This is a genomic window from Rhodoferax sp. GW821-FHT02C08, from assembly GCF_059421805.1.
Genome location: NZ_JBWKVR010000013.1, coordinates 115,424 through 140,790, shown reverse-complemented (window position 1 = coordinate 140,790; position 25,367 = coordinate 115,424). Strand labels below are relative to the sequence as shown.

The following is a 25,367-nucleotide window of genomic DNA, read 5'->3' as shown; positions in this document are numbered from 1 at the left end:
ATGCAAAAATCTACGGATCAGTTGGAATCAACATGAAACGTTACGAACAGCTGGCCGAGCTGCTGGCCGCCGACATTCGCTCTGGCCTGCGCGCGCCGGGCAGCCGCATGCCGTCCATCCGCACACTCACTGCGCAGCAGGGCGTCAGCCCGTCCACCGCCTTCCAGGCCTATTACCGCCTGGAAGAAAAAGGCCTGGTGCGGGCGCGTGAGCGCTCCGGCTACTTTGTGACGGCCGCCACCAGCCTGCCGCCCGCACCCACGGCCCGCACCGCCCCGTCGCCCGCGCGGGTTGCCGCCAAGGTGGACATCAGCGAGCTGGTATTTGCGGTGCTGGACGCGGCGCAGCAGCGCGACATCGTGCCGCTGGGTTCGGCCTTCCCCTCGCCCGAGCTGTTTCCGCTCCAACGCCTGGCCCAGTCCTTGACCGCCGGCAACCGCCAGACGCAACCCTGGCAAACCGTGCAGCACCTGCCGCAGGGCAGCGCCCACCTGCGCCAGCAGATTGCGCAGCGCTACCTGGCCCTGGGCATGGTGCAGCCGGCCGAAGAGCTCATCGTGACCAGCGGCGCGCTGGAGGCGCTGAACCTGTGCCTGAGTGCCGTGGCCCAGCCCGGCGACCTGGTGGCGGTGGAGTCGCCCGGCTTCTACGCCAGCCTGCAGGCGCTGGAGCGGCTGAAAATGCGCGCGCTGGAAATCCCGGTGCAACCGCAGCACGGCCTGGACCTGGACGCGCTGGAGCAGGCCCTAAAGCGCCACCCGGTAAAGGCCTGCTGGTTCATGACCAGCTTCCAGAACCCCACCGGTGCCAGCCTGTCTGCGGCGAACAAGCAGCGCCTGGTGGCGCTGCTGGCCAGCCACCAAATTCCGCTGGTAGAAGACGATGTGTACGGCGAGCTGTACTTCGACAGCCGCGCGCCGCTGCCCGCCAAGGCCTATGACCAACACGGCCTGGTGATGCACTGCAGCTCGTTCAGCAAAACCCTGGCGCCCGGCTACCGCGTGGGCTGGGTGGCACCCGGCCGCTTCGGCCAGCGCATACAGCGCCTGAAGCTGATGACCACGCTGGGCGCCAGCCTGCCGGCCCAGGCCGCGCTAGCCGACTATCTGCAGCGCGGCGGCTACGACAAGCACCTGCGCCGGCTGCGCCACACGCTGGAGTCGCAGCACTCCAGCCTGGTCGCCGCCATCGCCCGCCACTTCCCCGCCGATGTGCAGCTATCGCAGCCGGGCGGCGGGTATTTTGTGTGGCTTTCCTTTGCGCCTGGCTTCGACACTCTGGCCCTGCACCAGCAGGCGCTGGCGCAAGGCATAGGCATCGCGCCGGGGCCGATCTTCTCCGCACGACAGGGCCTGCGCCACTGCATACGGCTGAACTACGGCCACCCCTGGGATGCGCGCATGGAAGCCGCCATGGCCACGCTGGGTGCGCTGGCACGCGCGCAAGACATTTATAAGAAATAGGCCGCCAGCGCAGGTAATACCTGCGCAAGCAGCTACTTATTTAATAGCAATCAGCGCTATGCCAGCCGCAGGTCCAGGGTCTGCCCGTCTTCCGGCAGATGCACCCGCAGACCTTGCGCGCTGGCCTCTGCCCGCAGATGCTCCGGCACCTGCTGCAAGGCATGCAGACCGCGCAGCACCAGCACGGCCGACCAGAGCTGGCCCTGCCAGCGCAGGTGCAGGTGCTGGCCGTCGCGGCGCACATACATCTGCAATGCGGCGTTGCCTTGGGCATCGGGCACCCGCACGCAGCTAGTCTGGCCATCGACCAGCTCGAACAGGTGCAACTCCAGGCCATCGCGGTAGTCGTAGTCGGGCCGGTCGTTGCGCGCACCCAGGGCCAGCAGGCTGCCGGGGCGTACGTACAGCGGCAGGCTCAGCATGCCGTGTTGCTCATGGCGCCAGCGGCCGCCGTCCACCACCTCGCCGGTGAACAAGTGGGTCCAGCGGCCCTCGGGCAGGTACACGTCCACCTCGGAATCGCTGCGCAGCACGGGCGCCACCAGCAGCTGGCTACCCAGCAGGTACTGGCGGTCCAGGCTGTGGGTGTTCAGGTCCTGCGGAAACTCCAGCAGCAGCGGCCGCACCATGGGCGTACCGTGGTCGCGGGCCTGCACGGCGGCGTCCCACAGATAGGGCATGAGGCGGCACTTCCACTGCGTGAAGTGGCGCAGCACGTCCACCGCCTCTTCGTCAAACAGCCATGGCACACGGTAGGACTTGCTGCCGTGCAACCGGCTGTGGCTGGACAGCAGGCCGAAGGCGCACCAGCGCTTGTACACGTCGGCCGGCGCGGTGTTCTCGAAGCCGCCGATGTCATGGCTCCAGTAGCCAAAGCCCGACAAGCCCAGCGACAGACCGCCACGCAAGCTCTCGGCCATGGACTCGTAGTTGGAGCTGCAGTCGCCACCCCAGTGCACCGGAAACTGCTGGCCGCCCACCGTAGCAGCGCGGGCAAACAGCACGGCCTCTGTCTCGCCCAGCTTCTCCTGCAGCACACGGTAGACCAGCTGGTTGTAGATGAAGCTGTAGTAGTTGCGCATGCCCTGCGGGTCGGAACCATCGTGGTAGACCACGTCGGTAGGGATGCGCTCGCCAAAGTCGGTCTTGAAGCAGTCCACACCCATGTCGATCAGGCGGCGCAGGTGGTCGGCATACCAGTCGCAGGCGGCGGGGTTGCTGAAGTCCACCAGGGCCTGGCCGGGCTGCCAGCGGTCCCACTGCCAGACGCTGCCATCCGGCCGTCGCAGCAAGTAGCCTTTGGCCATGCCCTCCTGGAACAGCGGCGAGGGCTGGGCGATGTAGGGGTTGATCCAGAGGCAGATCTTCAAACCGCGCTCCTTCAACCGGGCCAGCATGCCCACCGGATCGGGGAAGTTCTCGCGGTTCCATTCAAAGTCGCACCAATGGAAGGCCTTCATCCAGAAGCAGTCGAAATGGAACACATGCAGCGGCAGACCGCGCTCGGCCATGCCGTCGATGAAGTGGTTGACGGTCTCTTCGTTGTAGTCGGTGGTGAAGGATGTCGTCAGCCACAGGCCAAACGACCACTGCGGCGGCAGCGGCGGGCGGCCGGTGAGCTGGGTGTAGCGGTCCAGCACGTCCTTGGGGCCGGGGCCGTCGATGACGAAGTACTCCAGTGCTTCGCCCTCGGTGCTGAACTGCACCTTGGCCACCTTTTCCGAGCCCACCTCGAAGGACACCAGGCGCGGCGTGTTGACGAACACGCCGTAGCCGCGCGAGCTGAGGTAGAACGGAATGTTCTTGTACGACTGCTCGGAGCTGGTGCCGCCATCCTGGTTCCAGATATCCACCACCTGGCCGTTGCGCACAAAGGGTGTGAAGCGCTCGCCCAGGCCGTAGATGTTTTCGCCCACGCCCAGGTCCAGGCGTTCGAACATATACGCACGGCCCGTGGCCTCCTCCAGCGCCTGGCCGCCGCTGCGCAGGCCGCTGCCGGTCAGGCGCTGCGCGCCGTGGAAGAAGTCCAGCGCCCAGGGGCCGCTGCGCGGAATGCGGACCGACAACGTGCCGCTGCTGAGCGTGGCGTGTTCAGGCCCCATCTCCACCTTGGCCGCGCTGCCCTGATCGGCATACAGAGTGAATGCCGGCTTGGCCGGGCCTCCGCCCTGGAAGTGCTCCATGCGCACGCCGATGATGCCGGGGCGCGGCGCAAACAGGCGCAGGGTGAACAGCGCCGTGTCCAGCTGGTAGGCGCGCTGCGACACGTCCTTGGGCGCGGCGTGCACCAGCAGTTCATTGCCGCGCTGCTGCACCTCGTGCACATGCACCGGATACATCACTTGCAGGCCCTTGCGGATGAGCCAGTTACCGTCGTTGATCTTCATAAAGGTGGTTCAGAAATACGGCCTTGCAGTCACAGCGCGGCTTCGGTGGAGTGGTCAAAAACATGGACCTGGGCCGGGTCTATACCCAGCGGCACCCAGTCGCCCGGAACAAAAGAGACCCGGCCGGTCTGGGCCAGCGTGACGCTGCAACCCGCCAGGTCGAAAGTGATGAAGGTCATGCTGCCGGTGGACTCCACCGCATCCACCCGGCCCAGCAGGCTGCTGCCTTGCTGGATGCGCAGATGCTCGGGGCGCAGGCCCACCCACACCGCACGGCCTACGGGGCGTTTGCGGTCCAGCGCCAGCACACGGCCCGCAGCGCCGGTGATGGCCACCTGCAGCCCATCGCCACCCACCACACCCGCTACAAAGTTCATAGCCGGTGAGCCAATGAAGCCCGCCACGAAGCGGTTGCTGGGCTTGTCATACAACTCCAGCGGCGTGCCCACCTGCTCAATGCGGCCGGCACGCATCACCACCACCTGGTCGGCCATGGTCATGGCCTCGATCTGGTCGTGCGTCACATACACCGAGGTGGCTTGCAGGCGCTGGTGCAGCTTGCGGATCTCGCTGCGCATGTGCACGCGCAGGGCCGCGTCCAGGTTGGACAGAGGCTCGTCAAACAAAAACACCTTGGGCTGGCGCACGATGGCCCGGCCCATGGCCACGCGCTGGCGCTGGCCGCCCGACAGTTCACGTGGCATGCGCTGCAGCAGGGTCTGCAGACCCAGGGTGTTGGCCACGCCATCCAGGGCCTTGCCTATCGTCTCCGTCGTGGCCTTCTTCAGCCGCAGCGAATAGCTCATATTGCGCGCCACGTCCATATGCGGGTACAGCGCATACGACTGGAACACCATGGCCACATCGCGCTCGCGCGGCGGCTTGTGGTTGACCACCGCGCCATCGATGCGCAGCGTGCCGGCGGTAATGTCCTCCAGCCCGGCAATGGTGCGCAGCAGTGTGGACTTGCCGCAGCCCGAGGGCCCGACCAGCGCCACAAAGCTGCCGCGCGCAATGTTGAGGTCAATCTCGCGCAGGATGGCGGTGCTGCCAAAGGCCTTCACCAGGCCCTGGATTTCGATGGTATTCATGGAGAACCTACTTGAGTGCGCCAGCCGTCAGGCCGCTGACAATGCGCCGCTGCAGCAGCATGAAGGTGATGAGAATCGGCGTGGTGTAGATGGCCGCGTAGGTCATGATGCCGACCCAGTCGGTCTTGGTGTCGCCCACAAAAGCCGCCAGCGCCACGGTGGTGGTGGTGTACTTGTCGTCCAGGATCAGCGAGCGCGAGAACACGTACTCACCCAGGGTCTGCAGGAAGACCAGGATGCCGGTCACCAGCACGCTGTTGCGCACCAGCGGCAGCACCACGTGGATGAAAGCCTGGCACGGCGTGGCGCCGTCCACCAGGGCGGCTTCACGCAGCTCGCGTGGTACCTGTACAAAGGCCGAGCGCATCAGCACCATGTAGAAAGGCAGGGTCTTGCTGATCTGCGCCAGCGTGACCGACAGGCGCGGAAAGCCCAGCAGACCCAGCTCCTGGAAGGCCGCGAAGATGGGCGTCACCATCAGCGCCGGCGGCAGGGCCTGCAGCACCAGCACGGCGAACAGCGCCGTCTCTATCCAGCGGCTGCGCGCCTGGGCCAGCGCATAGGCCGCGCCGGTGCCCAGCAGCACCGTGGCCGCCGTCACGCCGCTGGCAATCACCAGCGAATTCCACAGATTGCGGCCCATGGCGTAGTCGTGGAATACGCGGGCAATATTCGACTGCGCGGCCTCCGGCCAGAAGGTCGGCGGCAGGCGGAACAGCTCGGGGTTGCTCTTGAACGCCGTGATGAACATCCAGTACAGCGGGAACAGGTACAGCGCGGTCAGTGCCAGCGCCAGGCAGAACAGCAGCTTGCGTCGCATCGCCACCTCTTACACCAGCCGCTCGCGGCGGGTGGCGCGCACATAGACCACCGCCGTGGCCACCACCACGACCAGCATCAGCGAAGCAATCGCACTGCCCGACGCCACCTCAAAGGTCTGGAACGACAGCTGCCACGACCAGTGCTGCGCCAGCTGCGACGCATTCGCCGGGCCACCCTGGGTCAACGCCGCCACCAGGTCGAACTGCTGGATGGTCATGATCACACCCAGCGCAATCACCGCGCCCAGTGTGGAGGCCATCATCGGCAAGGTGATGGAGGTAAAACGCTGCCAGGCATTCGCGCCGTCCAGCTCGGCGGCCTCGTACAGGTCGCGCGGAATCTGCGCCAGCCCGGCCGACAGCAGCAGCATATTGAAAGGCACGCCCAGCCACACATTGGCGATGATGATGGCGTACAGCGCGTAGCGCGCGTCCGACAGCCAGTAGATGGCTTCATGCACCAGGCCCAGCTGCAGCAGCACGTGGTTGAGCACGCCGTAGTCGCCCGCAAACAGCAGCTTCCAGACCACGCCGGCCACCAGGCCGGGCATGATCCAGCCGGCCAGGAACAGACCGCGCATCACCGTGGCGCCCAGAAACGCCTCCTGGAACAGCAGAGCCAGGCCAAAGCCCAGCACCACCTGGAACAGCAGCGACAGCGCGATAAACAGCCCGGTGTTCAGCCACACGCCACGCGCCTCGGGGCGCTGCAGGACGTCGATGTAGTTGTCCAGGCCCACCCAGGGCCGCGACCACCAAGCACCCGGCGCCATGGCATCCACCTCCTGGAAAGACATCAGCAGGTTGTAGAACAGTGGAATGCCGGCAAACACCAGCAGATAGGCCAGGCCCAGCACCAGCAGCCATTGCTCGAAGCTGCCGTAGCTGCGCGGGGGCCGGTGCAGGACGCCATCCCCGCGGCCAGGCCGCAGGAATGGCAGGGATGGCAGGGCCATCGCGCTCTTAGTTTTTGCTGACACGCTGCACCTGGGCCGCTGCGGCGGCCATGGCGGTTTTGGCGTCTGACTGGTGCGTCAACACCTGCTGCATGGCGCCCGAAATCGCCTTGGAAATCTGCGGCCACTCGGGGTTGGGGCCGCGCGGGCGGGCGTACTTCATCTGCTCGGCAAAAGCCTGGTAGGCCTGCGGCCATTTCGGGTCTTTGGACACCGCATCCGAGGTGGCGGGCAGGATGCCGAAGTCATTCCAGTTGCGCCCCTGCTGCGAGATCACGTATTCCAGAAAGCGGAAGGCCGCCTTGGGGTTGGCCGCCGTCTTGGGGATCACATAGCTTTGCTCGCCCAGGGCGGAGGTGCGTGGGCTGTCGGCCTTCTCGCCCGGCAGCAAGGCCACGCGCCACTTGAACTTGGCGTTCTTGTCGATGCCCGGAATCTCCCAGGGACCGGACACCACCATCGCCGCGTTGCCGTTGACAAAGGTGGCGGTGGAGTCAGACTGGCCGCGGTTCAGCGTATCGCGCGAGGCCAACTTTTCGTCCAGCAGCTTTTGCCAGAACTCTACCGCGCGGATGGCGCCGGGGCTGTTCAGCTTGTCCCAGTCGGCGCCGGTGCTCTGGATATAGGGCAGGAACTGGAAGGTGCCCTCCTCGTTGCCGCGCGCCGAGAAGGCAAAGCCGTAGATGTTTTTGGCCGGGTTGTTCAGCTTGGCTGCAGCGTCATGCAGCTCGGCCCAGGTGCGCGGTGGCTTGTCGGGGTCCAGGCCGGCTTCGCGGAACATATCGTCGTTGATGTACAGCGCAATGGTGTTGGCGCCGCGCGGTATGCCGACCAGCTTGCCCTTCCAGCTGGAGTTCAGCCGGGGGCCGGGGAAGATCTTGTCGGCGTTGATGACCTTGGACTGCTTGACCATGTCGTCCAGCTCCAGCAGCGCCTTCTTGGCTGCGAAGAAGGCGACGTTCGGGTTGTCTATGGGCATGATGTCCGGCCCGGTGCCGGAGCGGATGGCGCGCAAGGCCTCGTCGTTCACATCAGAGAACGCGACGCGGCGCACCTCGATGGTCAGGTCAGGGTTCTTGGCCTGGAACTCCTTCACCATGGCTTCGGTGTAGTTGTCCTGCTCGCCAAAGCTCCAGATCTTCAGGGTCTCGGCCTGGGCGGCGCTGATGCCGATGCTGAGTACGGCTATGGCAGCGGTAGCCCATTGCAGGGCAAATCGTCGATGCATGGTTTTGTCTCCTTGTAGTTGGCACATCCAGGCGGGTTGCCCGGCCTGCGGTGGCACAGCGGCTGGGCGCCCAGCGCCCGCGTCCTTGCACCACGTCGTTCTTATCACCCGTTGCTTCCTTCAATACTTTGACTTGCATCACCGGAAACGTTTACGGAAACATATTATTCAATGCTCGAACTAAGTACGTCAAGCTGGGAAATCCCATGAAAACCCTTGGTCTGCCATGCACGACACGCAAAGCAGCGCGGCGGCAAACCCCAGCACTACGCCAGGTTATCGAGATATACGTAACATAGTCGTTTCATATATCGGAGTACAGCAACGTGGGCCTCGTCAAAATCTCGGAACCTATGCACGACAACCTGCGGGTTGCCAGCGCCGCCTTGGGCCGTTCCATCAACGCGCAGGCGGAACACTGGATGCGCATCGGCATGATGGGCGAGCTGAACCCCGAGCTGAAATACGGCGAGCTGTGCCGGCTGCTGATACAAGACGAAATCCGCGCCGATGCGCAGGTGATGAAGCTCCCCCGAAAGGCCCAGGCATGAAGAGCGAAACCGTCACCATCCGCACGCCAGCGGAAGTCGCCCTCGCCCGCCGCGCTGGCCATCTGGCCGCCGAGGTGCTGCGCATGATTGGCGAGCACGTGCAGGCCGGCGTGACCACCGACGCGCTGGACAAGCTGTGCCATGACTACATCATCAATGTGCTGGAGGCCATACCCGCCAACATCGGCTACCACGGCTACCCCAAGACGCTATGCACCTCGGTCAACCACGTGATCTGCCACGGCATCCCTGGGCCCAAGGTGCTCAAGCGCGGTGACATCATCAATATCGACGTGGCCATCATCAAGGACGGCTGGTTTGGCGACTGCAGCCGCATGTACTTTGTAGGCGAACCCAGCCCGCTGGCGAAACGCCTGGTGGACACCACCTACGAGGCCATGCGCGCCGGCATTCTGCAGGTCAAACCCGGCGCCACCCTGGGCGATGTCGGCCATGCGATCCAGACCGTGGCGCACCGCGAGAACTTCAGCGTGGTGCGGGAATACTGCGGCCATGGCATAGGCCAGATCTACCACGACACGCCCCAGGTGCTGCACTACGGCCGGCGTGGCGAAGGGTTGAAACTGGAGGCCGGCATGATCTTCACCATCGAGCCCATGGTCAACGCCGGGCGGCGCGAAACCAAGGAGCTGGCCGACGGCTGGACGGTCGTGACCAAAGACCACTCGCTGTCTGCCCAGTGGGAGCACATGGTCGCGGTGACCGAAACCGGCTTCGAAGTTTTGACACCCTGGCCCGAGGGCTACGGCAGCTACCCTGCCATCGTCTAGACCACGGTACTAGCCAGCAACGTCGCTGCCACCCTGCAGGATGTTCAGCGGCCACAGCTGCTGGAAACCGGCCGCCGGCGTACCCGCATCGGCCGCCGCCATGCGTACCAGCAGCGCCTCGGCCAGGCGCGCACCCAACGGGCGCAGGTCTACCGAGAAGCCGCTGAGCCGGGGCGACAGGTACTGCGCCAGCTCACCCGTCAGCACACCGCCAAAAATCGCCATGTCCCGGCCCGGCTGCAAGCCGCGCTCGTGCAGGCCGCCGTAGGCACCTATGGCCATGCAGTCACTTTGCAGAATCACGGCGGTGGGCGGCTCGGGCAAAGCCAGCAGGCGGTGTATTTCGCGGTGGCCGCCGCGCTCGGAAAGCTCTTCACGGCCAACCAGGCCGTTGGCCACCACCAGGCCATGGCGGCGCATGGCGCTGCGGTAGCCCTTGCGCATCAAATGGCCTTGCATGGCATCGTCTTGCGGCGTGCATAGTGCGATGCGCTGGTGGCCACGCGCCACCAGGCTGCCCACCACCTGGGCCACGCCCAGTTCAAAGTCCAGATCCATCCAGGCATGTTCACCGCCCGAGTTGCTGCGGCCCAGCGCCACGTACGGGAAGCCTTGCGCAGCGATGTAATCCAGGCGCTCGTCCTTGCGGCGCGTGCCGGCCAGCACCAGGCCGTCCACCAGGCGCCGCTCGACCACGCGCTTGAGGCGCGCCAGCTCGTCGGCGTCGTCACGGTTCTGGAACAACACCAGCTCCAGGTCTTCGGAGGCAATGCGGGTTTGTATGCCTTCGGCCAGGGTCAGGAACAATGACCAGGTGTAGTTTTCATGGCTGCTTTTGGGCGGCAGCATCAGGCCGATGGTGTTGTGCCGACCCTTGCGCAGGCTACGGCCCGACTGGTTGGGCGCATAGGCGCGGGCCTGGGCGGCGACTTGCACGCGCAAGCGGGTCTGGGCGCTGACTTCGGGGTGGTTGTTCAGCGCCCGCGACACCGTGGCAATGGACAGGCCCAGGTCCTGGGCCAGGCTTTTGATACCCATGGCGGTGCTCAGGTGGAGTGCAGCGGCCCCAGCTGCGGCAATGCGCGCAAGCGGAAGGCGAAAGCAGATAGGGAGGGCATGATTTACTGTAGCACGGCTCCCATACCGGCTTACAGACAAAAAAGGCCGCCGGCGCAGATAGTACCTGCGCTAGCAGCTCTCAAATCAATAGCATCAGGGCACACCCAGGAACAGATACACATTGCTGCTGTGCCCGCTGGCCAGGCCGTAGCCGATGTAGACAGGGCCCAGCGGTGTCTCGCCGCCCAGGTAGACCGTGACCGACTCCAGCGTGCCGGTACGCTGCGTTTCGGTGTAACGCGTGCCCATGCGCGCGGCTTCCAGCGCCAGGCCGGCGCGCATATCGCCGCGCAGGCCCAGAGGCAGGCTGCCCAGAATGCGCTCCAAGCCGACACGCCCGTAGCGCATATCGTCGCCCAACAACTCGCCGCGCGCATAGCCCGACAGCTTGAGAAAGCCGCCCAGTGAGGCCGCGTCGAACACCGGCAGCGCGCCCCGGGTCGAACCGGTGTAGGCGAGCTGACTGGTAAAGACATAGCTGCCCAGCGAAAAGCTGCCCTGCAGCTGGGTGTCCAGCTTGTCGTAACGGCGCTCGGGAGAGGTGAAGTAGCGGCTGTGCAGCGCCCAGCCGTGGGTGGGAAAGTACAGCCGGTCCAGCTGGTCCAGGTCCAGGCTGGCAAAGCTGCCCTGCACTTGCTGCGACTGGTCGGTGAGCACGGCAACACCGGTCTGCAATGTCGCCCGCCCCAGGGTGTTGGACACGCCCAGGCGCATCTGCCCCAGGCTGCCCAGGTTGACGCCGCCGGCCAGCTCCAGGCGCACGGTGCTGACGTCGTATTCCGCCACCTTGCGGTTGTCCTGGTAGGCCGGGGCCGAACGCGAGGCGTAGTGCACGCTGGGCTCGATGAACCAGTTCTGCCGTGGGTCCAGCGGCTGGTAGTACTCGGCGTCCACGCCGGGTTCGCTGCCAATCTGCCCATTCACCAGCAGCTGCCCGCCCATCCGGTTCAGCGCCGTGCGCTGGTAGGCGGCGCGCAGGCTGAAGTCAGAGCCGTTCTTGCGGTCGCTCTCCAGCACCACGGCGAAGCGCAGATAGTCTGGGCCCCAGGGCTTCTCCACCGGCGTCACGCGCAGGATGTTGCGGCCACGCTCGCTCAGCAGGGTGTAGTCCACGCTCTGGTAGTAGCCGTCGCCGTAGACCCGCTCCAGGTCGCGGTACAGCGCATCCGCATCCAGCAAACTGCCGGTGCGCTGGCTGATGTGCTGGGCCACCATTTGCGGATCGGTCAGCTTGGGGCCCACGATGTCGATGGCATCGACGATGGCGGTTTTACGCTGCGCGCCGGCCAAGGCCTGGGCCCAGGCGGCGTAGGCATCCGGCTGCATGGACAGCGTCTGCAGCTGGGCCGTCAAAGCCGCAGCGGCCTGGTAGCCACGCTCCACCGCATCGGCATTGCGGTCGAAGTCGCCAGCGGTGATACCTTCTAGCGCAGGGCGGATGTAGATGTCGGCCGGTGTGAGTTCGGCCATGGACTGGCTGACGTTCTGCTCGGTCAGGATGTTGATCATCTGAGCCGACACGCTCAGCGCCGAGCCAATCTGCTCCGGCGCCAGCAGGGGCGAACCCACGTTCACGGCAATCACCACGTCGGGGTGGCACAGCGCGCGCACCTCGCGCACCGGCAGGTTGTCCACCAGGCCGCCATCCACCAGCTTGCGGTCGCGGTAGTCCACCGGCGCCATCAGGGCCGGTACCGACATGCTGGCGCGCATGGCCTGGGTCAGGCTGCCGTCGCGCAGCACCACGCGCTCGCCAGTTCCGATGTCGGTGGCGATGATGGATACCGGCAGCGGCAGGCTTTCGATCAGGCGCTCCGACAGGTCGGCGCGCACCAGTTGGTTGAAGAACAGCTTGATCTTCTGCCCCGCCAGAACACCCGGCGGAGCCACCACGCCAGACGCCCCCAAGCCCAGCTCCAGACCGGGCAGGTAGCGTTGCACCAGCATCTTGTTGCGGTAATTGGTTTCGGGGTAGGCCGTGTCGTCCTGGAACAGGTCGTTCCAGTCGGCCTTGGCCAGGGCGCGCCGCATCGCGTCGGGCGGCAGGCCAGCGGCGAAGGCGCCGGCCACCAGCGCACCCATGCTGGTGCCGGCTATGCAGTCCACCGGCACCCGCAGCTCGTTCAGCACCTCCAGCACGCCCACATGCGCCGCACCTCGGGCTCCGCCGCCGCCCAGCACCAGGCCCACACGCAAACGCTTGGCCAGGACCGGGCCGGCCGCGGGGCCAGCATCGGCTGCGCTTTGGGCCAGGCTGCTGCATGCGACAGCGGCCAAGGCCATGGCTAGAAACACGGAGAAAAGTAAGGGCGGGCGTAGAGCGGGTATCTGCATGCCCGGCATTGTCAACCGCCAGCACCCGGCATGAGGGCGCAAAAAAGCCCGCCGAAGCGGGCTTTTCTGGAGCACCCGGGTATTAGCCCACTAGCCCATTAACCCATGTGCAGGCCGCCGTTGACCGAGAAGTCGGCGCCGGTAGCGTAGCCACCTTCTTCCGATGCCAGCCAGGCGATGATGGAGGCGATTTCTGCCGGCTTGCCCAGACGCTTGACCGGCACGGTGGCCACGATCTTGGCCAGCACGTCTTCACGGATGGCGTTGACCATGTCGGTGCCGATGTAGCCAGGGCTGACGGTGTTAACCGTCACGCCCTTGGTGGCCAGCTCTTGCGCCAGCGCCATGGAGAAACCATGCATGCCGGCCTTGGCAGCCGAATAGTTGGTCTGACCGGCCTGGCCTTTTTCGCCGTTCACCGAAGAGATGTTGATGATGCGGCCCCAGCCCTTTTCCACCATGTCGGCCACCACTTGTTTGGTGACGTTGAACATGCTGTTCAGGTTGGTTTCGATCACCGAATCCCAGTCTTCACGCGACATCTTCAGGAACATGCGGTCCTTGGTGATGCCGGCGTTGTTCACCAGCACGTCGATGGTGCCGTGCTCGGCCTTGGTCTTGGTGAAGGCTTCGACCGTGGAATCCCACGAGCCCACATTGCCCACCGACGCGTAGAAGGTGAAGCCCAGTGCAGCCTGTTCGGCCAGCCATTTAGAGTGGTCGCGTGTGGGGCCGCAACCGGCGATGACCTTGAAGCCCTCGGTGTGCAGGCGTTGGCAGATGGCGGTCCCGATGCCACCCATGCCGCCGGTGACGTACGCTACTTTTTGACTCATTTTTATCTCCTGTTTGTTTTGAAAAATTCGGTGCTTAACGCTCAATCGTCAGAGCAACTCCCATGCCACCACCAATGCACAGCGATGCAATGCCCTTCTTCGCATCGCGGCGGGCCATCTCATGCAGCAGGGTCACCAGAATGCGGCAACCAGACGCGCCGATGGGGTGGCCGATGGCAATTGCGCCGCCGTTCACGTTGACCTTGCTGGTGTCCCAGCCCATTTCGTTGTTCACCGCGCAAGCTTGGGCAGCGAAGGCTTCGTTGATTTCCAACAGGTCCAGGTCCTGCGCTTTCCAGCCAGCGCGGGCCAGGGCTTTTTGCGATGCGGGCACTGGGCCCATGCCCATGTAGGCGGGGTCCAGGCCGCTGGTGGCGAAGCTGGCGATACGGCCCAGGGGCTTCAGGCCCAGGGCGGCAGCCTTCTTGGCCGTCATCACCATCACGGCAGCAGCGCCGTCGTTGATGCCGGAGGCATTGCCTGCGGTCACGCCGCCGGCCTTGTCGAAGGCGGGGCGCAAGCCGGCCAGGGCTTCGGCGTTGGTCTTCTTGTTGATGAATTCATCGTTGGCGAAGACGATGGGGTCACCCTTCTTTTGCGGAATGGTGAAAGGGGTGATTTCATCCTTGAACTTGCCGGCTTCCTGGGCGGCGGCAGCCTTTTGCTGGCTGGCCAGGGCCAGGGCATCCTGCATCTCGCGGCTGATGCCGTATTTCTTGGCCACGTTTTCGGCGGTGATGCCCATGTGGTACTGGTTGTACACGTCCCACAGGCCGTCGACGATCATGGTGTCGGTCATCTTCCAGTCACCCATGCGCTGGCCGTCGCGGCTGCCCAGCAGCACGTGGGGCGATGCGCTCATGTTTTCCTGGCCGCCGGCGATCACGATCTCGCTATCACCATAGGCCACGGCCTGGGCCGCCAGCATCACGGCCTTCAGGCCGGAGCCGCACACGGCGTTGATGGTCAGGCCGGGCGTGCCCTGGTTGAAGCCGCCCTTGATGACGGACTGGCGGGCCGGGTTCTGACCCGCACCTGCGGCCAGCACCTGGCCCATGATGACTTCGCCGACCTGCTCGGCGCTCAGGCCGCTGCGCGCCAGCACTTCCTTGATGACGTGCGCGCCCAGTTCGGTCGCAGGGATTTTGGCAAGGCTGCCGCCAAACTTGCCAACAGCCGTACGTGCGGCGGAAACGATGACGATGTCTTCCATTTTGAGCTCCTAGTTTATTGATCTGTTACGGGGTGAATGTCAGTGTAGAGGTTGCTTATGGCAGTTCCGCATACGCAAAACTACGAGGCGCGGGTTTTCACGTAGCGGCCTGGCGCCGGCTCGGTGGCCTTGTAGGCGCCCTTGCCAAAGGCCGTGGGTGCAGCCACCTGCTTGCCGGCATGGCCCTTGAGCCAGACCGACCAGTCGGTCCACCAGCTGCCTGGCTGCTCGGTGGCACCGGCGATCCAGTCCGCCGGCTTGGCCGGGAACTGGCTGGACTCGCTGGTCCAGTAGCTGCGCTTTTTCTTGGCCGGCGGGTTGATCACACCGGCGATGTGGCCGGAAGCCCCCATCACGAAGCGCTTCTTGCCCGGCAGTACCTGGGTGGACGCATAAGCCCCGCCAATCGGCACGATATGGTCTTCACGCGAGCCGTAGATGTAGGCCGGCATATCCAGCTTGCCCAGGTCGATCTTCTGGCCGCAGACCACGGCCTTGCCCGGCTTCACCAGCTTGTTTTCAAGATAGGTGTTGCGCAGATACCAGCAATAGAACGGGCCGGGCAGGTTGGTGGAGTCGCTGTTCCAGTACAGCAGGTCGAACGGCGGCGGGGTTTCACCCTTGAGGTAGTTGCCCACCACGTAGTTCCACACCAGGTCGTTCGGCCGCAGAAAGCTGAAGGTGCTGGACAGGTCGCCGCCCGGCAACAGTCCGCCCTTGCCCAGTTGCAATTCGCGGTACTTGACCATGGCCTCGTCCACGAAGATGTCGATGATGCCGGTGTCGGCAAAGTCCAGCAGCGTGGTCAGCAGGGTCAGGCTGGCCACCGGCTTTTCACCGCGCGCGGCCAGCACCGCCAGCGCCGTGCTGAGAATCGTGCCACCCACACAAAAGCCCAGGGCATTGATCTGCTTGGCGCCCGTGATCTCTTGGGTTACCGCTATGGCTTTAATAGCAGCTTCTTCGATGTAATCGTCCCAGGTCTTGTGGCCCAGGGACGCATCCGGGTTGCGCCAGCTGACCACAAAGGTGCGGTGGCCCTGCTCTACCGCGTAGCGGATCAGCGAGTTTTCGGGCTGCAGGTCCAGGATGTAGTACTTGTTGATGCAGGGCGGCACCAGCAGGAACGGGCGCTCGTAGACCTTGGCCGTCAGCGGCTTGTATTCGATCAGTTGGAACAGCTCGTTCTCGAACACCACCGCGCCTTCGGTGGTGGCCACGTTCTTGCCGACTTCGAACAGGCTCTCGTCGGTCATGGACACATGGCCCTGCTGCATGTCGTGCACCAGGTTCTTCAGGCCCTTGGCGATGCTTTCGCCCTGGGTTTCCAGCGCGCGCTTCTGGGCTTCGGCATTCAGTGCCAGGAAGTTGCTGGGCGCCGACGCGGCCATCCACTGCTCGACCGCGAAACGGATGCGGGCACGGGTTTTCTCGTCGGTCTCCACCGCGTCGGCCAGACCCATCAGGGTGCGGCTGGTCAGCAAATAGGCAGCGGCGGAATAGGTGGTGAAGGGGTTTTCGGTCCAGGCCTCGGAGGCAAAACGCCTGTCCTTGCGGATGGAGGCCGCGTCCAGGCTCTGGTTCCACAGGGCCGCGGCGTCTTGAAGATACTGCTGCTGCAACTCTTGCAGCTTATCGGGGGAAAACGCGATCTTGGGGGGGGTAGCGGCGCCGTTGACCTGGCCCATGTCCAGGCCTTGCAGTGGCTTGATCACATCGGCCCAGGCACGCGTCCAGCCGTCGCCCAGGGATTGCTGGAATTGCCGGGCGGCTTGCGCCCAGTCCGGTTCAGAATGCATAGTGCTTCCTCACAAAGCTTGTTATTGGATCAATAACAATTGGCTAAAACTCGCCCTCTACAGAGCACTATCTTTATGTACATCGTTCCGATTGGCTGGCTTTACGTGGCCCTCATGATGGCAGTGGCAGAGGCCACCAATACTAATGGCACTGTACTCGGCGCCGTGTTCACGTTTGTACTCTATGGAGCGGTACCGGTCGCCTTGGTGGTTTACCTAATGGGGGCTCCGGCCAGGCGCCGCGCCATCAAGGCGCAAGCCGCGTCGGAGCTGGCTGCGCAGCAGGCGGCAGCCTCTGCGCAGACGTCAATCGCCGAGCCAGATACTGGCAGCCATTCGTCCACAAATAGGACTACGCCGGTAGGAGAAAAATCGTAACGAATTGCTAACAGTGCACCACGCCGGGCTGCCGTCGTTGCCATATATGCCGCGCACACCCAGTGCCTGCAACCGCAAACGCGCCAGTCCAGGCAGATCTGCCAGCCATTTACCCGGCCCATGGGGCACAAAGCAGGCGGCCGCCTCGGGCTGGTGGGCCATGAAGGCGGCAGGCACCTCGGGCCCCACCTCAAACTTCTGCGGGCCAATGCACGGGCCCAGCCACGCTATTATTTCTGTAGCTTCTGGCGCAGATGCTGCCTGCGCCAGAGCATGTATTTCTTCATAAGCCGCCTCCAACACGCCCTGCCCGTCCTGGCCCAGCAAACCGCGCCAACCCGCATGGGCTGCGGCCACCGCCCGGCCCTGGGTGTCGGTGAACAGCACCGGCAGGCAGTCGGCCACCATTACCGTACAGGCCTGGCCGGGCTGGTTGCTCACGCTGGCGTCGGCCACGATGGGTGCTGGCTCCTTCGCAGGAAGCCGCACCACGGCCCGGCCATGCACCTGCTGCAAGAACGTGGGTTCGGCCTGTAGCCACTCACCCAACAAGGCCCGGTTGCGCTGCACGTCGGCCAGCACATCGCCCACGTGGTCGCCCAGATTCATGGCGTCGAAAGGCGCGGCCGACACACCGCCCGCGCGGCTGGTAAACACCGCGTGCACGGAACGGGGGGCGGGCCAGTCGGGCCGCAGCCAGTCGCTGGGAAGGGACTCAGGTTTCAAGATCGTGCGCTGTGAACTAAGTTGCTGGCAAGCATACATTGCAGCCGCCCTCAATCCAGCTTTCGCACTGTGCATTGCTATTTTTTCAATAGCTGCTAGCGCAGGTATCATTTGCGCCAGAGGCACTTTCTTCTTATTTTTTATGCACACACCTTTACGCTATGGTTTCCTGGGCTGCGGCATGATGGGCCAAGAGCATCTGCGCAATATCCAGCTGCTGCCCGACGCCGTGGTGACCGTCATTTTTGAGCCCGATGCCACCATGCGCGCGCGCAGCGCCGCCCTGGTGCCGCAGGCCCGGCAGGTGGATTCGCTGGACGCCCTGCTGGCGTCGGACGATCTGGACTGCCTGGTCATCACCAGCCCCAACTTCACCCATGCCGGCCAGCTGCAGACAATTGCCGCGCGCCGCCCCCTGCCCTTGCTGGTGGAAAAGCCCGTTTGTACCAACCTGGCCGATGTGGCCGCGCTGCACGCCCTGCGCCAGAGCTACCCCGCGCCGATCTGGGTGGCCATGGAATACCGCTATATGCCGCCCATCGCCACCACGCTGGCCCACACCCATGCGCAAACGCATACCGGCCCGGTGACCCTGTTCAGTCTGCGCGAGCACCGCTTCCCGTTTCTGGAAAAGGTGGGCGACTGGAACCGCTTCAACAAGAACACCGGCGGCACGCTGGTAGAAAAGTGCTGCCATTTCTTCGACCTGATGCGTCTGCTAACCCGCAGCGAGCCGGTGCGCATCTACGCCTCGGCCTCGCAGGCGCACAACCACCTGGATGAGGTGTATGCCGACGGCGTGCCCGACATCCTGGACAACGCCTTTGTGACAGTGGACTTTGCCAACGGCCAGCGCGGCCTGCTGGAGCTGTGCATGTTCGCCGAAGGCTCGCGCTACCAGGAGGAGCTATGCGTAGTCGGCCGCGACGGCAAGCTGGAATGTTTTGTGCCCGGCCCCACACGCTTCTGGCCCGCCGCGCTAGGCCCAGCGCCCACGCCCAAGGTGGTCATCAGCCCGCGCCATACGCCCGGCCCGCAGGAGCTGGACATCCCCATCGACCCACGCCTGCTGGAGGCCGGCGACCACAACGGATCGACCTTCTACCAGCACGAGAAGTTCTACCGCGCGGTACGCGGCCAAGGCCCGGTGGAAGTCGGCCTGGCCGATGGCCTGAAGGCCGTGGTGATGGGCCTGGCCGCGCAGGAATCGGCGCGCACCGGGCAGGCCATAGACCTGCGCAGCGGGCCTTACGCCATCAGCGCTCTGGATTAAAAAGGCGAGGTGGAGGCCGCGCCGGTCTCCAGCGTGTCCACCGCGAACTGGCCGCGCTCAAACACCAGGCCCTTGCCAGGCCGCGAGCCGTAGTGCTCGATCTGGCCCAGCAGGATGTCGTGGTCACCGGCCTGCACCGTCTGGTACAGCTTGCAGTCGAACCAGGCCAGGGCCGGCACCAGCTTCAGGCGCTGGCTGTCCAGCCGCACAAACTCACCCGCCGCAAAACGCTCGGCCTGGGTACCACGCGCAAAGGCCTGGGCCAATTCCTGGTGCTCGCTGCCCAGCACGCTGACGGTGTAGCCGCTGCTGCGCACAAAAGCCTCGTGGCTGGCGGCGTTGTGCCGGATATTCCACAGCACCAGGGCCGGGTCCAGCGAGACCGCGTTGAACGAGCTGCAGGTCATGCCCCAGTCCTGCCCGTTCCAGTGGGTGGTGACCAGGGTCACACCGGTGGCAAAGCAGCCAAATGCGTCGCGCAATGCGCGGTCGGTCGCGGTCTTCATGGCACCTCCACACCGGCGGCCAGGCTGTACAACTGGTACCAAGTCTCGCGGTCCATGGCGACCTTGAAGGCATCGCCCAGGGCCTGCACGCGGCCCAGGTCGTTGGTGCCCAGTACCGGCACGATGCGCGCGGGGTGGGCCAGCAGCCAGGCCACGGCCACCGCGTCCAGGCCTACGCCGTACTGGCTGGCCAGGCTTTGCAGCAGCGGGCGCACGCACTGGGCGGCCGCACCGTAGCCAAACAGGGCACCACCCGCCAGCGGCGACCAGGCCATGACCGGCTGCTGCCTTTGCTGGTGGTAGGCCAACTGGCCGTTGGTAAACGGGCTTTGCGCCAACAGGCTGAGTTCGATCTGGTTCGTGGCCAGCGGGGTCTGCATGGCCGACTGCAGCAGCTCGCAGTCCCAGGGCTGAAAGTTGGACACGCCCACCGCGCGCACCTTGCCGGACTGCACCAGCTGGTCCAGGCAGGCGCCGGTTTCAGCCGCGTCCATGAAGGGGTCGGGGCGGTGCAGCAACAGCAGGTCGATCACGTCCACGCCAATGTGGCTCAGGGACGCTTCAACCGAAGCGCGGATGTGCGCGGCCGATGTGTCGTAGTGCTTCACCCGGCGCTGCGGGTACTTGGCGGATGTCAGCATGATGCCGCACTTGGTGACGGTCTGCAGCCGGGCCTTCAGCTCGGGCGCGGTCTTCAGCGCGGCGCCAAACAGGGCTTCACACTGGTAGTCGCCATAGATGTCGGCGTGGTCAAAGCTGGTAATGCCCTGGTCCAGGCAGGCGTGGACCTTGCGCAAGGTGGCCTGCACCGAGGTATCGGCGCTGTCGGCCAGGCGCCATACGCCATAGACCAAGCGACTAAGTTCGAGGCCCGAAGCCCCCAAGGCAATGCGTTGCATTAACGACGTTCTCCGAGCCCCAGGGGCGTGTTCGGTGTGGATGGTGGAATGCGTCCGTAGTGTTGCGGCAGCGAAAGCGTTTTCAGGTGGGGCAAGACCTTCTGGCCGAAGATTTCGCATTCGTCCTGGTGCGGGTAGCCCGAGAAAATAAACGCCCGGATACCCATCTTGCGGTAACGCTCTAGTTTACTGAGAACCTGATCCACACTGCCGACCACCGCCGCGCCGCAGCCGGAGCGGGCCCGGCCAATGCCGGTCCACAGCTGCGGCTCGACAAAACCCTCGGCGTCTGACTTCTCGCGATTCTGCGCCTGCAGCGACACGCCAAAGCTCTTCGCGTCCAGCGCGCGGGCGCGGATCTCTGCGCCTTTTTCATCGTCCAGGCGGGACACCAGCTCTTGCGCGTATTCGCGCGCCTCCTGCTCGGTATCGCGCACCACCATGTGCACGCGCAGGCCGTAGTCAATCACGCGGCCGTAGTGCTGGGCGCGCTCGTGCACGGCGCGCATGCGCTGGGCCAGCATTTCTTCAGGCTCGGGCCACATCAGGTACACGTCGCAATGCGCGGCGCACAGCTCCACCGCCAGCGGGCTGTAGCCGCCGAAATACAGCAGCGGGCCGCCGTTTTGCTGGTACGGCCGCACCGGGTCGCAGGACAGGCCTTTGAGCTGGTAGATCTGGCCCTCGTAGTTGATCTCGTCCTGCGTCCAGGCCTGCTTCAAAATCTCGACAACCTCCCACGAGCGCTGGTAGCGGTATTCATTGCTGGCGTCCTCGCCGGGAAAGTTGGAGGAGATCACATTCAGCGTCAACCGGCCCTGCAGCATGTGGTCCAGCGTGGCCACAGTGCGCGCCAGCATGGCCGGGTGCAGCTCGCCGCAGCGTATGGCGGCCAGCAGGTTGATGTTGCGCGTCATCGGCGCCACAGCCGAGGCAAAGGTCAGCGTGTCCTGCCCCACCTGGTAGGACGAGGGGCAGAGGATGTTGCGGTAGCCCAGGCGATCCGCCGTCAGCAGGATGTCGCGGGTATGTTCCCAGCTGCTGCGCAGGCTGCCATCGGGTACGCCCAGGTAGCGATAGTCGTCCGAACACAGTGGCGCGAACCACGATACCTCGGCTGCGTCCACAGCCTCACTTTTCACCGGCACTACCGCCATACGAACCTCCATGTATTGCGCTTCATCAAATGGACTGCATAATGAATGAATAGTATATGACTTTAGTCTTTTCCACGTGAGCACCAGCAGCCCGGAAACCCTTTTGCCCACGTCCCAGCCGCTGCCGCGCTATCTGCAGGTCAGCGAGATGCTGGGCCGCGAAATCCTGGCCGGCCACTGGCGCGCGGGCGAGCGCATCCCCACCGAGCCGGTGCTGGCCGCATCGCTGGGCGTGGCGGTGGGCACGCTGCGCAAGGCCGTGGCCGAGCTGGAGCAGCGCGGCATGCTGGAGCGGCGCCAAGGCTCGGGCACCTATGTGCGGACACGGGCCGGCCGGGTGAAGAACATCTATGAATTCTTCCGGCTGGAGCTGCTGCAAGGCGGCGGCCTGCCTACGGCGCAGATACTGGCTGTGGACGCTGCCCCGCTGCCCACGGCGCTCATCGCACGCGAGCAACCTGCCTGGCGCAACGGCTGGCGCATACGCCGCCTGCGCGCGCTGAACGGCACGCCGGTGGCGCTGGAAGAAATCTGGATAGACCAGCGCCACGCACTCAGCCCCGCATTGAGCGACGCGCTGTACCAGTTCTACAAAGAGCAACTCGGCTTCTGGATCGCCCGGGTGCAAGACCAACTCTCGGTGGACGCCCTGCCCGCCTGGGCCCCCGCCGCCCTAGGCCTGGAAGCCGGCGCGCCCTGCACTTACATTGAACGCCAAGCCTGGTCGAACAGCCAGGTGGTGGAAGAGGTGTCGCGCACCTGGGTACACCCGCAGCGGGCACGTTACTGCGCACGCTGGCCCTGACACCTTGCTACTGAATCAATAGCTGCCTGTGCAGGCATTACCTGCGCCAGAGGCCGGTTTGGCTTAAATCCACGTCGCAAGGGACAGCCATCGGCCTGACACAGCGCCGGCCAAGCTTTCAGCTAGCTATCACCAAGTGTCGGCGTTTTCTCTGTAACAAAGCCCAGGTGCTGGCAGGCATCATCCACCCATGAATATTTTGTTGGTGGAAGACGACTTGAACCTGGTGGATGCCCTCAGCCGCATGTTGGTGGCGCGCGGCTTTCAGGTCGTTTGCTGTGCCGATGGCCTGGAGGCCTTGGTGATGCTGCGGCAGCGGCAGTTTGATGCGGCCCTGCTGGATTTGACCTTGCCCGGCCTGGATGGCCTGGAGGTGCTGCAGCGCCTGCGCGACGAAGGCTCGCGCCTGCCGGTGCTGGTGATGACCGCCCGCACCGCGGTGGAAGACCGGGTGCTGGGCCTGAACTCGGGTGCCGACGACTACCTGAGCAAACCCTTCGACGTGGAAGAGCTGGTGGCCCGGCTCAAGGCCCTGGTGCGCCGCAGCCTGGGCGTGGAAGATTTTCGCTGCGGTGCGCTGCGCCTGGACCTGGACAAAGGCCGGGTCTTCCGCGGCGCGCTACCGCTAGAGATGCCGGGGCGCGAGCTGGCCCTGCTCAAGGCCTTGATGCTGCACCCCGGCCAGGCCGTGGCCAAGGAGGACTTGCACCAGACCGTGTTCGGCGACGAAGGCCAGGCCGGCTCGGACGCCATCGAGGTGCTGGTGCACCGCCTGCGCAAGCGCATCCAGGGCTCGGGCGCCAGCCTGGTCACCTTGCGCGGCGTGGGCTACTACCTGATGGACGACGCGCTTGCCGACAAGCAGGACGTGCCATGAATGCCGGCCCATCCGCTTTCTGGCGGCGCCTGGCAGCCTGGCGGCCCTGGCTGGTAGGCCGCTCCATCCGATGGTTTGTATTTGTCTGGGCCGTTGGCCTGCTGCTGGCCCTGGATGCTGCCAGCAGCCTATGGCCGCTGGGGCTGTCTGCCGGGGAATGGTGGGCGTTGAAAACCGGCTTGTTTGCCGCTGCACTGTGGTGGGTGCTGGGCAAGGCCTTCCGACCGGCTGTGCTGCTGGGGCAAGACCTGGCCCATCGCCGCGCCGATGACCTGCGCCAGGTGTCCGGCACGCAGCCCATGGAGCTGGAACAGCTGGCCGCCGCCGTCAATGGACTGATGCAACAGCAGCAAGCCTCGCTGGACCAGCAAAAGAAGTTTCTGGCCGACGCCTCGCACCAGCTGCGTACGCCGTTTGCGGTACTGCGTACCCAGCTGCAGGGCGTGATGTCCGGACAACTGGAAACCCGCGAGACCCTGCCCAAAATGCTGGCTACCGTGGACCGGTCCAGCGCATTGGTACGCCAGTTGCTGGCCATGGCCAAGGTGGAGCAACTGGTGCGCCGCGCCCACTGGACCGAAGTCGACCTGATGGCCGTGGCCCGCGACGTGGTGCTGGAGTTCGCCCCGCTGCTGGCCCGCAAGAAGCTGGACTTCGCGCTGCAGGCGATTCCCGTGCGCCTGCTGACCGACCCCTGGTTACTGGGCGAAATGGTGCGCAACCTGCTGTCGAATGCCATCCACCACACCCCCAAGGGTGGTGCACTGGGGCTGGTAATACGCGTGCTGCCCAGCGGCACCGAGCTGCTGGTGTGGGACAACGGTGGCGGCATGGACGAGGCTGTGCAATCCCGCCTGTTCGAGCCCTTCCAATCCTCGTCCGGCGCCACAGGCGTGGGTTTGGGCTTGTCGATCTGCCGGCAGATCGCGGTGTCCATGGACGCCACGGTGGACTTGTTCAACCGCGTGCAAGGCGACCACATCGTGGGGGTGGACGCCGTGGTGCGCTGGCCGCAGGAGCTGTCGCATGGCTAGCGCGGTGCAGTTCCAGGCGGTGGACAAGGTGTTTCCGAACGGCGTGCGGGCACTGAACAATGTGCAACTGCGCATCCCACCGCGCCAGCTGACCACATTGCTCGGCCCATCCGGCTGCGGCAAAACCACCTTGCTGCGCATGGTGGCGGGGCTGGAGCGGCCCACCACGGGCCGGATACACATAGGCGATGTAGACGTGACCGAACTGGACTCGGCACAGCGCCCGATCAGCATGGTGTTTCAAAGCTACGCCTTGTTCCCCCACCTGAATGTGCTGGACAACGTGGGCTATGGGCTGCGCATGCAAAACCTGCCCACGCAGGAATGCGACCACCATGCCATGGAGGCGCTGGAGGCGGTCGGCTTGCAAGCCATTGCTGGTAGCAACACCAGCCTGCTGTCCGGCGGCCAGCAACAACGCGTGGCCTTGGCCAGAGCCCTGGCCCTGCCCCCCCAGGTGCTATTGCTGGATGAGCCGCTGTCCAACCTGGATGCGGGCTTGCGGCGCCACATCCGCGAGGACATCCGGGCGCTGCAGCAGCGCCTGGGGCTGACGGTGGTCTACGTCACCCACGACCACAACGAAGCCATGGCGGTCAGCGATACGGTGGTCGTCATGCGCGACGGCCAGATCATGCAGATAGGCACGCCACAGCAGGTGTACGAGACACCGCACTGCGAATTCGTGGCGGGCTTCATGGGCGATGCCGTGCTGTTCGATGCCGAGGCCGACGCCATCGGCACGGTGCATCTGGGCCCGTTGCGCGTGGGCTCGGGCCTGACGCGGCGCCAAGGCAAGGTGCGCCTGGTCGTGCGGCCACACGCCTGGCGGCTGGAGCCCGCCAGCGGCACCGGCCTGGCCGGCAGGGTGCTGTCGCGCGCCTTTCTGGGCCGCAATACCGAATACCAGGTACTCACCGCCTTGGGCACGTTGCTGGTGCTGGTGCAGGGCGAGGTACAGCCGCGCCAGGTGGACTCGCCCGTCAGCGTGCGTCTGGACACCCAAGGCGTCAGTGTGGTCATGCCCTCGGGCCAGGATGCCACCAACGATCCCTGACGTGGGGGCCATGGGCCCCGCCGTCTTGGCTATTTCAATGTTTTCAATCGGACCCAGGAGGTCCAC

At 65.0% G+C, this 25,367-nt stretch carries 22 protein-coding genes; 8 read left to right on the top strand and 14 right to left on the bottom strand.

The annotated features are described in order from the left end of the window. Positions 1-32: 32 nt before the first annotated feature. Positions 33-1,463 carry an aminotransferase-like domain-containing protein gene (locus AC07VY_RS16855; protein WP_495098444.1) on the top strand — a complete coding sequence of 477 codons (1,431 nt, stop codon included), beginning with the start codon at positions 33-35 and terminating at the stop codon, positions 1,461-1,463. A gap of 56 nt (positions 1,464-1,519) precedes the next feature. Here the strand turns inward: AC07VY_RS16855 and yicI are convergent, their stop codons facing one another. Genes yicI through AC07VY_RS16830 form a run of 5 tightly spaced genes read right to left on the bottom strand, consistent with a single transcriptional unit; the run spans position 1,520 to position 7,946 of the window. After that, on the bottom strand, positions 1,520-3,850 hold the full coding sequence (gene yicI, locus AC07VY_RS16850) for an alpha-xylosidase (RefSeq protein WP_495098443.1): 2,331 nt from the start codon (positions 3,848-3,850) through the stop codon (positions 1,520-1,522). Positions 3,851-3,879: 29 nt separating this feature from the next. Beyond that, entirely contained in the window at positions 3,880-4,941 is a 1,062-nt protein-coding gene (locus AC07VY_RS16845) for an ABC transporter ATP-binding protein (RefSeq protein WP_495098442.1), read from the bottom strand. A 7-nt stretch (positions 4,942-4,948) separates the two neighbouring features. Next, positions 4,949-5,761 (bottom strand): carbohydrate ABC transporter permease, encoded by an 813-nt coding sequence (locus AC07VY_RS16840; protein ID WP_495098441.1) that lies wholly within the window; start codon positions 5,759-5,761, stop codon positions 4,949-4,951. 9 nt (positions 5,762-5,770) lie between these two features. Then, positions 5,771-6,718 (bottom strand): carbohydrate ABC transporter permease, encoded by a 948-nt coding sequence (locus AC07VY_RS16835; RefSeq protein WP_495098440.1) that lies wholly within the window; start codon positions 6,716-6,718, stop codon positions 5,771-5,773. 7 nt (positions 6,719-6,725) lie between these two features. After that, on the bottom strand, positions 6,726-7,946 hold the full coding sequence (locus AC07VY_RS16830; RefSeq protein ID WP_495098439.1) for an ABC transporter substrate-binding protein: 1,221 nt from the start codon (positions 7,944-7,946) through the stop codon (positions 6,726-6,728). A 326-nt stretch (positions 7,947-8,272) separates the two neighbouring features. On the opposite strand from AC07VY_RS16830, the gene AC07VY_RS16825 reads away from it, so the two are divergent. Both AC07VY_RS16825 and map read left to right on the top strand, forming a co-directional pair. Next, complete coding sequence (locus tag AC07VY_RS16825; RefSeq protein ID WP_495098438.1) at positions 8,273-8,497, top strand: ParD-like family protein; 225 nt, start codon at positions 8,273-8,275, stop codon at positions 8,495-8,497. Continuing rightward, positions 8,494-9,288: a type I methionyl aminopeptidase gene (gene map, locus AC07VY_RS16820; protein WP_495098437.1), complete on the top strand. Its 795-nt coding sequence runs from the start codon at positions 8,494-8,496 to the stop codon at positions 9,286-9,288. The genes AC07VY_RS16825 and map overlap by 4 nt, the downstream gene beginning before the upstream one ends. A 9-nt stretch (positions 9,289-9,297) precedes the next feature. On the opposite strand, the gene AC07VY_RS16815 is transcribed toward map, so the two are convergent. From AC07VY_RS16815 to pgeF, 6 genes are all read right to left on the bottom strand, one after another. Then, on the bottom strand, positions 9,298-10,326 hold the full coding sequence (locus AC07VY_RS16815) for a LacI family DNA-binding transcriptional regulator (protein WP_495075990.1): 1,029 nt from the start codon (positions 10,324-10,326) through the stop codon (positions 9,298-9,300). A 174-nt stretch (positions 10,327-10,500) separates the two neighbouring features. Beyond that, entirely contained in the window at positions 10,501-12,702 is a 2,202-nt protein-coding gene (locus AC07VY_RS16810) for a patatin-like phospholipase family protein (RefSeq protein ID WP_495119495.1), read from the bottom strand. Between the two features lie 137 nt (positions 12,703-12,839). After that, positions 12,840-13,577, bottom strand: a complete 738-nt coding sequence (gene phbB / locus AC07VY_RS16805) for an acetoacetyl-CoA reductase (protein WP_495098435.1) — start codon at positions 13,575-13,577, stop codon at positions 12,840-12,842. A gap of 34 nt (positions 13,578-13,611) precedes the next feature. Continuing rightward, positions 13,612-14,790: an acetyl-CoA C-acetyltransferase gene (locus tag AC07VY_RS16800; RefSeq protein ID WP_495075993.1), complete on the bottom strand. Its 1,179-nt coding sequence runs from the start codon at positions 14,788-14,790 to the stop codon at positions 13,612-13,614. Positions 14,791-14,870: 80 nt separating this feature from the next. Further along, positions 14,871-16,589: a class I poly(R)-hydroxyalkanoic acid synthase gene (gene phaC / locus AC07VY_RS16795; protein ID WP_495098434.1), complete on the bottom strand. Its 1,719-nt coding sequence runs from the start codon at positions 16,587-16,589 to the stop codon at positions 14,871-14,873. A 306-nt stretch (positions 16,590-16,895) separates the two neighbouring features. After that, entirely contained in the window at positions 16,896-17,693 is a 798-nt protein-coding gene (gene pgeF, locus AC07VY_RS16790) for a peptidoglycan editing factor PgeF (RefSeq protein WP_495098433.1), read from the bottom strand. Positions 17,694-17,835: 142 nt separating this feature from the next. Between pgeF and AC07VY_RS16785 the strand changes: the two genes are divergently transcribed. After that, positions 17,836-18,966, top strand: a complete 1,131-nt coding sequence (locus AC07VY_RS16785; RefSeq protein ID WP_495098432.1) for a Gfo/Idh/MocA family protein — start codon at positions 17,836-17,838, stop codon at positions 18,964-18,966. Here AC07VY_RS16785 and AC07VY_RS16780 read toward each other — a convergent pair. Genes AC07VY_RS16780 through AC07VY_RS16770 form a run of 3 tightly spaced genes read right to left on the bottom strand, consistent with a single transcriptional unit; the run spans position 18,963 to position 21,528 of the window. Continuing rightward, on the bottom strand, positions 18,963-19,472 hold the full coding sequence (locus AC07VY_RS16780) for a flavin reductase family protein (protein ID WP_495098431.1): 510 nt from the start codon (positions 19,470-19,472) through the stop codon (positions 18,963-18,965). The genes AC07VY_RS16785 and AC07VY_RS16780 overlap by 4 nt on opposite strands. Then, a complete protein-coding gene (locus AC07VY_RS16775) occupies positions 19,469-20,371 on the bottom strand; it encodes an aldo/keto reductase (protein ID WP_495098430.1) in 903 nt (300 codons plus the stop codon). The genes AC07VY_RS16780 and AC07VY_RS16775 overlap by 4 nt, the downstream gene beginning before the upstream one ends. Then, positions 20,371-21,528 (bottom strand): LLM class flavin-dependent oxidoreductase, encoded by a 1,158-nt coding sequence (locus AC07VY_RS16770; protein ID WP_495119494.1) that lies wholly within the window; start codon positions 21,526-21,528, stop codon positions 20,371-20,373. Before AC07VY_RS16770 ends, AC07VY_RS16775 begins: the two co-directional genes overlap by 1 nt. Positions 21,529-21,604: 76 nt before the next feature. Here AC07VY_RS16770 and AC07VY_RS16765 point away from each other — a divergent pair, with 76 nt between their 5' ends. The 4 genes from AC07VY_RS16765 (at position 21,605) to AC07VY_RS16750 (ending at position 25,301) form a co-directional block, all read left to right on the top strand. Further along, positions 21,605-22,333: a GntR family transcriptional regulator gene (locus AC07VY_RS16765; RefSeq protein WP_495098429.1), complete on the top strand. Its 729-nt coding sequence runs from the start codon at positions 21,605-21,607 to the stop codon at positions 22,331-22,333. 190 nt (positions 22,334-22,523) lie between these two features. Beyond that, positions 22,524-23,210, top strand: coding sequence for a response regulator transcription factor (locus AC07VY_RS16760; protein WP_495098428.1), 687 nt, complete (start codon positions 22,524-22,526; stop codon positions 23,208-23,210). Continuing rightward, positions 23,207-24,244 carry a sensor histidine kinase gene (locus AC07VY_RS16755; protein ID WP_495098427.1) on the top strand — a complete coding sequence of 346 codons (1,038 nt, stop codon included), beginning with the start codon at positions 23,207-23,209 and terminating at the stop codon, positions 24,242-24,244. Before AC07VY_RS16760 ends, AC07VY_RS16755 begins: the two co-directional genes overlap by 4 nt. Continuing rightward, positions 24,237-25,301 (top strand): ABC transporter ATP-binding protein, encoded by a 1,065-nt coding sequence (locus AC07VY_RS16750; RefSeq protein WP_495098426.1) that lies wholly within the window; start codon positions 24,237-24,239, stop codon positions 25,299-25,301. Before AC07VY_RS16755 ends, AC07VY_RS16750 begins: the two co-directional genes overlap by 8 nt. The last annotated feature ends 66 nt before the right edge of the window (positions 25,302-25,367 follow it).